The 11,191-nt window shown below is 71.3% G+C and carries 7 protein-coding genes; 5 read left to right on the top strand and 2 right to left on the bottom strand.

The features are described from left to right. Positions 1 to 67 precede the first annotated feature (67 nt). The gene (locus ACIP82_RS02820; RefSeq protein WP_363604320.1) at positions 68 to 1,426 is read left to right on the top strand and encodes a DUF2252 domain-containing protein; all 1,359 of its coding nucleotides are present in this window, start codon (positions 68 to 70) and stop codon (positions 1,424 to 1,426) included. A gap of 5 nt (positions 1,427 to 1,431) precedes the next feature. Here ACIP82_RS02820 and ACIP82_RS02815 read toward each other — a convergent pair whose 3' ends face one another. Continuing rightward, positions 1,432 to 3,006 (bottom strand): MFS transporter, encoded by a 1,575-nt coding sequence (locus ACIP82_RS02815; protein WP_400650133.1) that lies wholly within the window; start codon positions 3,004 to 3,006, stop codon positions 1,432 to 1,434. Positions 3,007 to 3,091: 85 nt separating this feature from the next. On the opposite strand from ACIP82_RS02815, the gene ACIP82_RS02810 reads away from it, so the two are divergent. The 3 genes from ACIP82_RS02810 to ACIP82_RS02800 all read left to right on the top strand — a co-directional run bounded on the left by ACIP82_RS02810 (position 3,092) and on the right by ACIP82_RS02800 (position 8,358). Then, positions 3,092 to 3,751 carry a TetR/AcrR family transcriptional regulator gene (locus ACIP82_RS02810; RefSeq protein WP_363604323.1) on the top strand — a complete coding sequence of 220 codons (660 nt, stop codon included), beginning with the start codon at positions 3,092 to 3,094 and terminating at the stop codon, positions 3,749 to 3,751. Positions 3,752 to 4,108: 357 nt separating this feature from the next. Next, the gene (locus tag ACIP82_RS02805; RefSeq protein WP_400650130.1) at positions 4,109 to 8,038 is read left to right on the top strand and encodes a hypothetical protein; all 3,930 of its coding nucleotides are present in this window, start codon (positions 4,109 to 4,111) and stop codon (positions 8,036 to 8,038) included. 182 nt (positions 8,039 to 8,220) lie between these two features. Further along, positions 8,221 to 8,358: a hypothetical protein gene (locus tag ACIP82_RS02800; RefSeq protein WP_400650127.1), complete on the top strand. Its 138-nt coding sequence runs from the start codon at positions 8,221 to 8,223 to the stop codon at positions 8,356 to 8,358. Here ACIP82_RS02800 and ACIP82_RS02795 read toward each other — a convergent pair. Then, positions 8,355 to 8,891 (bottom strand): GNAT family N-acetyltransferase, encoded by a 537-nt coding sequence (locus tag ACIP82_RS02795; RefSeq protein WP_400650124.1) that lies wholly within the window; start codon positions 8,889 to 8,891, stop codon positions 8,355 to 8,357. The genes ACIP82_RS02800 and ACIP82_RS02795 overlap by 4 nt on opposite strands. Before the next feature lie 380 nt (positions 8,892 to 9,271). On the opposite strand from ACIP82_RS02795, the gene ACIP82_RS02790 reads away from it, so the two are divergent. Further along, on the top strand, positions 9,272 to 11,137 hold the full coding sequence (locus ACIP82_RS02790) for a histidine decarboxylase (RefSeq protein WP_400650121.1): 1,866 nt from the start codon (positions 9,272 to 9,274) through the stop codon (positions 11,135 to 11,137). Positions 11,138 to 11,191 lie beyond the last annotated feature (54 nt).

Here is an 11,191-nt window from a genome sequence, read left to right as displayed (position 1 = left end):
CGGGCCTGTGCCGTTGTTCTAGCGTCGCGAGGAGGTAAAACCCCTTCCACCGGCCGAGGAGCAGCGCATGACCAGTCCCGCCGAACGCCGCCGGCGCGGCCGCGCGGCCCGCGAACGGGTGTCGCGCTCCTCCCACGGCCGCTGGATCCCGGCCGCCGACCGCCCCGACCCCGTCGGGGTGCTGGAACGCCAGGGCGCCGACCGGGTCGCCGAACTGCTGCCGATCCGCTACGGCCGGATGGCCGACTCCTCCTTCGCCTTCCTCCGGGGCTCCGCCGCCGTGATGGCCGCCGACCTCGCGGCCGGCCCGGACACCGGGCTGATCGTCCAACTCTGCGGTGACGCACACCTGCTGAACTTCGGCGTGTACGCCTCGCCGGAACGCGCGCTGCTCTTCGACGTCAACGACTTCGACGAGACCTACCCCGGCCCGTTCGAATGGGACGTCAAGCGGCTGGCGGCGAGCGTCGCGGTCGCGGCCCGTGACAACGGCAACGACGAGGACAGCGCCCGCCGCGCCGCCCTCGCCGCGGCCCACGGCTACGCCACCGCGATGCGGCGGCTCGCCGGGCACGGCGAACTCGACGTCTGGTACGCCCGCATCGACACCGGCGACCTGCTGCCGCTGCTCCGGAAGCCCAGGCAGCGCAAGCGGGCCGAGGCGAGCCTCGCCCGCGCCCGGCGGCGCACCAGCCTCCAGGCCTTCGGCAAGCTCACCGAGACGAAGGACGGCCGGCGCCGCATCATCAGCGACCCGCCGCTCATCCAGTCGCTCCCGAGGACCGAATTCCGCGCTGTCGGCCAGGTCTTCAGCGACTACCGCGCCACCCTCGCCGACGACCGCCGCGTCCTGCTCGACCGGTACCGGTTCGTCGACGCCGCCCGGAAGGTCGTCGGCGTCGGCAGCGTCGGCACCCGCTGTTACATCCTCCTGCTGGAGGGGCGCGACGAGCGCGATCCGCTCTTCCTCCAGATCAAGGAGGCCGGCCGTTCCGTCCTGGAGGACCACCTCCCCGCCGTCCGCCCCGACGCCGAAGTGCCCGTCGCCCACGGCGGACACCGGGTCGTCACCGGCCAGCACCTGATGCAGGCCGCCAGCGACATCTTCCTCGGCTGGACGGCAGGCCCGGCCGGCCGCCACTTCTACGGCCGCCAGCTCCGCGACATGAAGGGCTCCGTCGAGGTCGCCGACCTGACGCCGGGCGGCTTCCGTGCCTACGCCGACCTCTGCGGCCGCACCCTGGCCCGCGCCCACGCCCGCTCCGGCGACCGCCTCTCCATCGCCGGCTACCTGGGCGGCGCCGACACCTTCGCCGAGGCCGTCGCCGACTTCGCCGTCCGCTACGCGGACCAGACCGTTCTCGACCACGCGGCCCTGCTGGCGGCGATCGAGAACGGTTCGGTCAAGGCGCGGCGCGGCATCTGACGCCGCTACCGGGCGGCCGCCCTTTCGGCCGCGTTCTCGGTCGGGGTCGGAGCGGCGCCGGTGCTGGGCGCGGTGGCGGCGGGCCGGCCCAGCCAGGCGAGCGCCGCCACGGCGCCGGCCAGGGCGAGCAGGGCGCAGCTCAGGGTGGCGACGGTCATGGCGGTGGTGAAGGCCTCGTCGGCGGCGGCGACCAGCCGGCCGGCCTGGGCGGGCGGCAGCCCGGTGGCGAGCAGGTGGGCGGCGGTCAGGTCGTGGCCGGCGGCCTCGGGCGCCCCCGGCAGTGCGGTCGTCAGGTGGGCCCGGTAGGAGGCGGAGACGATGGTGCCGACGGCCGCGATGCCCAGGACGCCGCCGAGTTCGCGGACCACGCTGTTGACCGAGGCGGCCATCGGGGCCTTCTCGCGGGGCAGCGCGGCCACGATGGACGCGCTGGCCGGTGCCGTGATCAGGCCCATCCCGGCGCCGACGACCCCCATCGTGAGGGAGAGCAGGGCGAACGGCGTGCCGGTGGTGACGAGTGACAGTCCGGCGAGGCCGAGGGCCACGGTGGCCAGCCCGGCGGCGATGGTGTGCCGGTGGCCGAAACGGGCGGCGCTGCGGTCGCTGGTGCCGGCGGCGACGGCCATCGACAGGGCGAACGGCAGGGCGCCGAGACCGGCCTCCAACGGGCTGTAGCCGTGCACCAGTTGCAGGTACTGGGTGTAGACGAACAGCACGCCGAACAGGGCGAAGAAGGTGATGGCGAGAACGGCGCAGGCGGTGCTGAAAGCGCGGTTGGCGAACATCCGCATGTCCACCATGGGGTGGGGGGCCCGCAGTTCCCAGAGGGTGAACGCGGTCAGCAGGGCGACGGCGGCGCCGGTCTCGACCAGGGAGGTCGCGGACAGCCGGCCGCGTTCGGGGCCCCGGACGATGACGTCGACGAGCGCGACCAGACCGCCGGCCGAGAGCAGCAGCCCGGGGCCGTCGAGGCGGCCGGCCCGGCGGCCCGGGAGTGCCGGGATGAGGGCCAGGGCGGCCACGAGCGCGGCGGCGACCAGGGGCACGTTGATCCAGAAGACGCTGCCCCAGGCGAAGTGGTCGAGCAGGAGGCCGCCGGTGACCGGGCCGAGCACGATGCCCAGACCGGCGGTCGCGGCCCAGATGGCGATGGCCTTGCCGCGCTGCCGGGCGCCGAAGAGCATCACGATGATCGACAGGGTGGCCGGCATGACGAACGCCGCGCCCAGGCCCATGAGTGCGCGGTACCCGATGAGCGGTCCGACGGTGGTCGTCGTCGCGGCGGCGATCGAGCCCGCGGCGAAGACCCCCAGACCGCCGACCAGGGCGCGGCGGTGGCCGATCCGTGCGCCGAGACCGCCGGCGGCGATCAGCATCGAGGCGAACACCAGGGTGTAGGCGTTGTTGATCCACTGGAGATCGGCGGTGGAGGCCCGGAGCGCCTCGGCGAGCGTGGGGAGGGCGGTGTTGAGCACCGTGTTGTCGATGGTGGTGACCACCAGGGCGGCGCAGAGCGCCGCCAGTGCCGACCAGCGGCGCGGGTGGCCGTCGTCGGGATCGGGGTTCTCCTGGAGGCTCATGGTTTCCTCATCTGCGTAACCTTACGTATGTAAGTTTTCGGAGGGAAAGCTAGTCCACTCGGCTAACGCATGTAAAGTCAGGCTCATGAAGAAGGTCTCCGCAGTCGCCGAACCCGCTCCCGGCCAGGAGGAGGAGCCGCCGGCCCGGCCCCGGAACCGGCGTGGCGAAGGGGTGCGGCTGCGCGAGGAGATCGTGCGGGCGGCGACCGCGCTGATCGTGCGCACCGGGTCCGATCAGGCGGTCACCCTGCGCTCCGTGGCGCGTGAGGTCGGCATCGCCGCCCCCTCGATCTACGCCCACTTCGCCGATCGGGACGCCATCGTCGAGGCCGTGGTGGCGGAGGCGATCGCGCAGCTGCACGAGATGGTGACCACCGCCGTCGCCGCGCACGACGACCCGGTCGAGGCGCTGCTCGCAGGCTGTGGCGCGTACGTCGAGTTCGGCGTCCGGGAACCGGCGCGCTATCGCGTCCTGTTCGGATGGGCCCGGCCCAAGCCGAAGTCGCCCGACGGTGAGGACGCGGGAGACCGAGGGCTCGACGCGTTCCAGACGCTGGTCGACAACCTCGAAGCCTGTGCCCGCGCCGGACGGTCGGCCAGTACCGACCCCTTCGGCGACGCCGTGACCCTGTGGACGGCGCTGCACGGCCAGGTCATGCTCCGCGCCGACCTGCCGGACTTCCCTTGGCCCCCCACCGACACGGTGGAGCCGATGGTGCGGCGCCTCGGCCGCATCGCGCCCTGACGGCTCGAAGAACAAGCACCGCACCGGGCCGAACGGCACGACGCCGGAAAGACGGTCAAACGCGCCGGGTCGGTCAAGGAACACCAAACCCACCGGCGTTGAGCGCCAAGCCCGAGGCCCCTGATGGCCCGAAATATTCGCATCGCGCACGAGGGTTTCTCATGACACTCTCATCTTCGCCGGAGTCCGTGATCAAGGTGTGAGTGCGGCTCGCTAGACTCCGGCTGCCCTGAGCTCCCGTGATGGTCATGGGAGTCGGGCATTTCCTGAGATGGGGGAAGCATGAGAATTCTGCCGTCAGGCAGAAGCATGCGACACAGGAGGAGACGGGCGGGCATAGCCGCTCCGGGGGTCCTGTTGTTCGCAGTTCTGGCCACATTGGGAGGCCAGATCAACCCGGCCGCCGCAGCGGTGAACCCGCCCGCGGCCACCTCGTCCGCGAGCGCACCGGCGGGATCGCCGACGAGCGCGCCCGCCGAGCAGAGCCCGGGCGCCAACCCGGGCGCCAACCCGAGCGCGGCGCCCACCGCCGGTCCGACGGCCACGCCCAAGGCGGATCCGAAAGCCGAGCACGAGGCCGCCGTCCAGCAGCTCAAGGAGGCCGACCCGACCGGCCCCTGCCCGGCGTCCCTGACCCCGGGCACGGTCTCCAGCTGCGCGATCGACCCGAACGGGACGGTCTCCGTCGCGTTCACGGTGACGCAGCCCAAGGACCTGGTCTACATCCAGGCCGTCGCGGTCTACTGGACGGTCTACCCGCAGGTGACCGCGCCGGACGGCACCGCGGTCAGCTGTGACAGCCTCTCCAGCGTGCTGCGCTGCGCCACCAGCCAAGCGGGCACCTACACGCTGCAGCTCCGCAACGGCGACTTCCGGTCGAACGGCGTCTCGGTGTCGTACCTCCCGCTGCTCTCCGGTCCCAGCTGCACGACGGTGGCCGCCGCCGACCGCAACCTCGGCGCGCGGAAGAACTTCCACAACACACTGGCGCAGGGCTCCGCGGGTGACTGCTACACGCTGGACCTCGCTGCCGACGACACGCTGCGGACCTATGTCTCCGGCCTGCCCAACGAGCAGATCTTCGACGCCACCGGCACCGAGCTGTGCAAGGACCACCGTTTCGGCGACCAGATCGTCTGCAAGCTCACGGGGACGGCACCGTTCCGGGTCCTGGTGCAGCGCACGGGGGGTGACTCCGTGGCCTACGACCTGGCCATGGAGCGGCTCTCCCCGGCCGAGGGCTGTCTGACGGTCGAGCCCCAGCCGTTCGGGTCCGCCCCGGACCTGACGTCGACGGTGCGCTGCCGCCTCCTCCACGTCACCGCGGCCGGCAAGTACTCCTTCGCCCAGGTCACGGCCGACGGCTCCACCCTCGCCGGCGAGCTGTACACGGCCGACGGCACCCGGTTGTACGGCGACTGCTACAAGGCCGTCGGCTGCGAGCTGACGCCCGGCAACTACACCTGGGCGCTCGAGGCCCGTAACTTCGACACCCCTGCGTTCGGCATGGTCTTCCGCTCGGACAGCGAGACCCGGGGCTGCACCGCCACCAAGGACGACGGCCTGGTCTCCGGCCCGGCCGCCGGCACCTTCGGCGCGCGCGGTCAGGCGGACTGCCTGACCCTGCCGACGGCCACCGGGAACGGCGTCTACCTGCTCAACCGGCCGCCCACGGACGGCGAGAGCGCCACCGCCGCCGTCTTCGACGCGGCCGGTGCCAGGCAGTGCGACAACGGCGGCTACCCGTCGCAGGTCTGCAAGCTGACCGGTACCGCGCCGTTCCGCTTGGTGCTGACCGGCACCCCGGGCAAGGCCTACCAGCTGGTGGTCCACCGGACCGGCAACACGGCGGGCTGCCAGGCCTGGCCGCAGAGCCCCTTCGACGGCAGCTGGGGCGCGGAGTTCACGGTCACCGCGGCCGTGAAGCAGGCCTGCCTGGGCCTGCCGGCCAACCAGCACTCCACCATGGAGCAGTTCGACTACACCAACACCCAGAACAGGGTCAACGCCTCGTTGCAGGTCGTGGACCCGCAGGGCACTGTGGTCTGCTCCACCAGCACCAGCTCGGCCTTCAGCTGCGTTTTCAACGCCGGTGTGGCGTACACGGCGCTGCTGGTCAACAACGCCTGGGGCGACAGCTACAAGGTGGTGCGGCGCGACATCTCGCCCACCGCGAACTGCCTCACCCCGAGGTCGACCGCCGTCGGCGGGCAGTCCCTCCCGATGGACCTCTCCTCGGCGCTGGACGCCCGGTGCGTCCGGGTCACCGCCGCCGCCTCGGACAAGATGTGGCTGGTGGCGCGTCCCACGGGCGGCGCGGTCGAGTCGCAGGTCATCGACGCCAACGGCAAGTACGTCTGCACCCAGTGGGCCGGCGGCGTGAGCCCCTGCCTGCTCACCGGCTCGACCTCGTACACCATGGTCGTGCTCGCGGCCGGGTACAACGGCACCACCATCCACGCCAACGTGGACACCTGGAAGGTCGGCACGGCGAGCGGCTGGGCGCCGGAGTGCACCGCGCACCAGGCGTCGATCGCCGGGTTCCCGGGGCAGAGCGGGGTGTTCACCGAGTCCTCCTCCGCCTACTGCGCGGTGCTCGACATGAAGCCCTCGCAGGCGTTCAAGGTCTTCGGCATCAGCAGCGCGACCGGTACCGCGCAGCCGTTCATCCGGCTGCTGAGCCCGGTCAAGTGGACCGGCGACGACTACACCTACCAGTGCTCCAACAACTACGGTGAGTTCGGCGCCCGCTGCCAGAGCCTCAGCAGCGCCGACGCCGGTCAGGCCATCCTGATGATCATCCCGTCCGGTGCGGCGACGCCGGTCGAGTACAGCATCCAGGGCTCCTGCGAGTACCCCAACTGCACCGGCCCGGCCGCGCCCCTGACCGTGGCCGGGGCGAGCCCCGCCACCGGCGCCGCCGGGACGCAGGTCCAGGTGGAGATCCGTGGCAGCGGCCTCACCCTGGGCAGCAAGCTGAACCTGTGGCGCGCCGGCGTCTCGACCCAGCCGGCCATGAAGCCGCTTTCGGTCAACGCCGACGGCACCTCGCTGCACGCCCTGGTGGACACCAACGGCCTGGAGCCGGGCAGCTACGACATCCAGGCCGATGGCTACCGGCCGCTCCTCGCCAACGGGTTCACCGTCACGGCGGCCCAGACGCCGACCAAGGGCAAGTTCGTCCCGGTCCCGCCGTCGCGCATCCTGAACACCGTCTCGGGCGTCGGCGCGCCGGCCGGCCGGGTCCGCCAGGGCGGCGTGGTGACGCTGCAGGTGGCGGGCGCCGGCGGGATCCCGGCCAGCGGCGTGACCGCGGTCGTGATGAACGTGACGGCCGTCAACCCGACGCGCAACAGCGCCATCTCGGTGTACCCGAGCGGCCAGGCGGTGCCCGACCTGCCGACCGTCAGCTTCGCGGCCGGGCAGAACGTGCCCAACCTGGTGACCGTGCCGCTGTCCAACGGCAAGGTGGACCTGCGCAACGCCTGGGGCGAGGTCGACCTCGGCGTCGACGTCGCCGGGTACTACACCGACGGCGGCGCCGGCTCCCTGCTGAGCCCGATCAACCCGACGCGCATCCTGAACACCGTCTCGGGCGTCGGCGCGCCCGCCGGCCGGGTCGGCTGGGGCGGCGTGGTGCCGCTGAAGGTGACCGGGGTCGCCGGGGTCCCGGCCAGCGGCGTGACGGCGGTCGTGATGAGCGTGACCGCCGTCAACCCCTCGCGGACCGGCTACGTCACCGTGTACCCGGACGGCCAGGGGGTGCCCGACGCGTCGAACGTCAACTTCACCGCCGGGCAGAACGTCTCCAACCTGGTGACCGTCCCGGTGGGCGCGAACGGGAAGGTGGACCTGTACAACGCCTGGGGCGAGGTCGACCTCGGCGTCGACGTCGTCGGGTACTACTCCGACAAGGGCGCCACCTACTCGTCGTCCAACCTCGTGCGGCTGATGGACACCCGTACCGGTGAGGGCGCCCGCATCGGCACCCTGGGCGGGGCGGGCGACGTGGTCAGCCTGAAGGTGGCCGGGGTCGAGGGCGTGCCCTTGACCGGCGTCACCGAGGTGCTGATGAACGTCACGGTCGTGTGGCCCACCAACACCAGCTTCCTGACGGTCTACCCGCACGGGACGGGCCGTCCGGATGCCTCGAACATCAACTACCGGCCGGGCGACGTCGTTTCCGCGCTGGTGATGGTTCCGGTGGTGGACGGGCGGGTGTCGTTCACCAACCAGTGGGGCAGCACTCATGTGGTCGCCGACCTGATCGGCTACTTCTCGGCCTGAGCCCGCTGAGCCCACGGGGTCTGCTGATCCGGTGGTGGAAGCCTGCCGCGTCGTCCGGATGCCCCGGACGGCGCGGCAGCGCTGTTTTCCGGGGAACTCCCCTTCGGCCGATGTCGAGGGCCCGTCGTGGGATCCGACCACAGCGCGCCGACGGGGCGCGCGGGGTGGAAGGAACGCCCGGGATGAAGTACCTCGCGACGGTCTACGGCAACCAGGTCACGTGGGAGGCTTTCCCCGCCGAGGCGGGCCCGGAGACGATCGCCGAGCAGGAGGCGTTCAACGCCGAGTACCGGGAGAGCGGCGAACTGCTCGGCACCTAAGGGCGACCGCCCCACTCCTCGGCGAGCAGGCCGAGGATCACCTCGTCGGCGAAGGTGCCGTAGACCCAGGCGTTGCGGCGCAGCGTGCCCTCCAGGGTGAAGCCGGCCTTCGTCGCGGCGCTGATCATCGGGGCGTTGTCCGCCAGCGTCTCCAACTGCAGCCGCTGCAGCCCGCGGACGGCGAAGCCGTACTCGCAGAGCGCCCGGACCACGTCGCCGCCGAGCCCGCGCCCACGGAACGACGGGCGCAGCGAAATGCCCAGGTGGGCCGTCCGGTTGTGCGCGTCGATGCCCCAGAGCAGCGCCTCGCCCGCGAGGTCCCCGGTGGCCAGCTCCTGCACGGAGAAGAAGGCGACGTCGTCGGACGGCTCGCTGACGGAGTACGGGGAGTGTTCGGGGAGCGGTGGGATGGGCCGCCAAGGGCGGGAGTCGGCGCGCGAGCGGGTCGCCACGTCGTTGTACAGCTCGGCGTGGAGTACTGCCACGTCGTCCTCGTGCCGGGCCCGCAGCCCGATCTTTTCACTTGTGATCACCCGGTATTGCTATCGGAAGCCACCTGGCCGCACAACCGGTTTTCGGCGCTCGTCCCCGCCCCGGCGCCGGAAGCCGGCGTGGGTGGTTGGTCGGGGCGCCGCGTGGCGGTCGGCCATTCGCGTGATCGCTCGGCCGTTCGCGTGACTGGCCGCCGGGGCCGGTGTGCGCCGCCATCACCGGCCCGGGCGGCGGTGGTTGGGAGGAAACGCCGCCGTCGATCCGGTGGCGGGGCGGCTTGTGGGGCGGCGGGAACGGGGGTTCTGGCGAAGACTCGGTGTGCCGGTGGTCGGCCGTGCTCCCCGTGGGACTCCGCGGGCCGACAGCGCGCTTCGCCCGACGCCACCGCCAACCCCATCTCCCCATCTCTTCAGGATTTGCCATGACGAACGTCCGTACTCGCTCCAAGCTCGCCCCGTTCCCGTTCGGTCCCGACGGCCAGACCTGGGAAAAGGCCCTGTCGGACCAGGGCGTGCACAACGGCAAGGCCGATCTCGTGTCGGCGCCCTTCGAGGACCCGCGCGACGTGTACAAGACGGGGGACCCGGGCCTGAAGTACCAGGATTTCGAACTCCAGATCTCGGGCTTCACGGACAAGCAGCGGAACGAGGCCCTCGCCGCGCTCGAGAAGTACCTGGCCGAGAAGCACAAGCACATGCTGGGTTACCAGTTCACCCAGGACATGAACGGCTACCAGCAGGATCTCGGCCGCTTCCTGGCGAACCACACCAACAACATCGGCGACCCGTTCGTCATCAAGGGCGGCTACCAGGTCAACACCCGGATCGCCGAGCGCGCCGTCCTCGACTACTACGCCGCCCTGTGGCGCGCCACCTGGCCGCACGACCCCGACAATCTTGATTCCTACTGGGGTTACATGCTCTCGATGGGCTCCACCGAGGGGAACATGTACGGGGTGTGGAACGGGCGCGACTACCTCAGTGGCAAGGCGTTGTTCTCCGAGCACGACCCCAAGTCGTCGACCGCCCCGCTGCGGTGGGTCCAGGCGGCCGTTCCCCAGGGGAAGCCCGACACCTACTACCAGCCCGTGGTCTTCTACTCCGAGGACGCCCACTACTCCTTCGCCAAGGCGGTGCGCATCCTCGATGTGGACACCTTCTCCACGCTGGGCGAGCGGCTGTACCAGGGGAAGTGCCCGCTCAAGGGCTCGCAGGGCAAGTGGCCCACCGAGGTGCCCTCCCGCAACGGAGAGTCGGGGACCTCCGCCGACGGTCCGGGCGAGATCGACGTCGACGCGCTCGCGACCCTGGTCGAGTTCTTCGCCGCCGAGGGCCACCCGATCCTGGTCAGCCTCAACTACGGCTCCACCTTCAAGGGCGCGCACGACGACGTCCGGGCCGTGTGCGACCGCCTGCTCCCGATCTTCGAGAAGTACGACCTGATCGAGCGCGACGTGCTCTACATGAACGACGCGAAGGGCAACGCCAAGCCCGAGAAGCGGCGGGGCTTCTGGATCCACGTCGACGGGGCGCTCGGCGCCGGGTACGCGCCCTTCCAGCGCATGGCGTTCAAGGACAAGGACCTCGGCTGGACCCCGGACGTGGACCTGCCGGAGTTCGACTTCGGCCTCAAGGCGAAGAGCGCGAAGCACGGCGAGATCGACATGGTCTGTTCCATGTCGCTGAGCGGCCACAAGTGGCCGGGCGCGCCCTGGCCGTGCGGCATTTACATGACCAAGGTCAAGTACCAGATGAAGCCCCCGAGCCAGACCCAGTACATCGGCTCCCCGGACACCACCTTCGCCGGGTCGCGCAACGGCTTCTCGCCGCTGGTGCTCTGGGACCACCTGGCCCGCCACTCGTACAAGGACCAGGTCAAGCGGATCAAGGAGGCCCAGGAGCTCACGGACTACCTGGAGCAGCAGCTCAAGACGCTGGAGAAGGAGGGGGGCCTGGTGCTGTGGACCGCGCGCACCAAGGGCACCCTCGCCGTCCGCTTCCGCCGGCCCAGTGACGAGACGGTGGCCAAGTGGTCGCTCTCCACGCTGACCGTGAAGTACCCGGACCAGAAGAGCGGCGGCCAGATCGACCGCCCCTACGCACACGCCTTCGCGCTGCCGGGCGCCAGCAAGAAGCAGATCGACGAGCTCGTGGCGGACCTCCGCAAGGACCCGGTGCTGACCAAGCCGCCGGCGCTGAAGCCCACCACCCCGCGGCCCATCGCCCAACTCGCCGAAGGGGCCGTCCCGATCGGGCTGGTCCACATCACCGGACGCGGCATGCAGTAGCGGTACGGCCCCGAGCCGCGGACCGGCGGCACGGGGACGTCGGGCGTCGGCCGG

Source organism: Kitasatospora sp. NPDC088548 (assembly GCF_044753005.1).
Lineage (GTDB): Bacteria > Actinomycetota > Actinomycetes > Streptomycetales > Streptomycetaceae > Kitasatospora.
The sequence above is the reverse complement of the archived record's forward strand: the minus strand, read 5'-3'. Positions and strand labels throughout refer to the sequence as shown.

Excerpts from the sequence above, each read along its gene's own strand:
- ACIP82_RS02820 (WP_363604320.1), top strand. The coding sequence starts at position 68 with ATGACCAGTCCCGCCGAACGCCGCCGGCGCGGCCGCGCGGCCCGCGAA.
- ACIP82_RS02815 (WP_400650133.1), bottom strand. The coding sequence starts at position 3,006 with ATGAGCCTCCAGGAGAACCCCGATCCCGACGACGGCCACCCGCGCCGC.
- ACIP82_RS02810 (WP_363604323.1), top strand. The coding sequence starts at position 3,092 with ATGAAGAAGGTCTCCGCAGTCGCCGAACCCGCTCCCGGCCAGGAGGAG.
- ACIP82_RS02800 (WP_400650127.1), top strand. The coding sequence starts at position 8,221 with ATGAAGTACCTCGCGACGGTCTACGGCAACCAGGTCACGTGGGAGGCT.
- ACIP82_RS02790 (WP_400650121.1), top strand. The coding sequence starts at position 9,272 with ATGACGAACGTCCGTACTCGCTCCAAGCTCGCCCCGTTCCCGTTCGGT.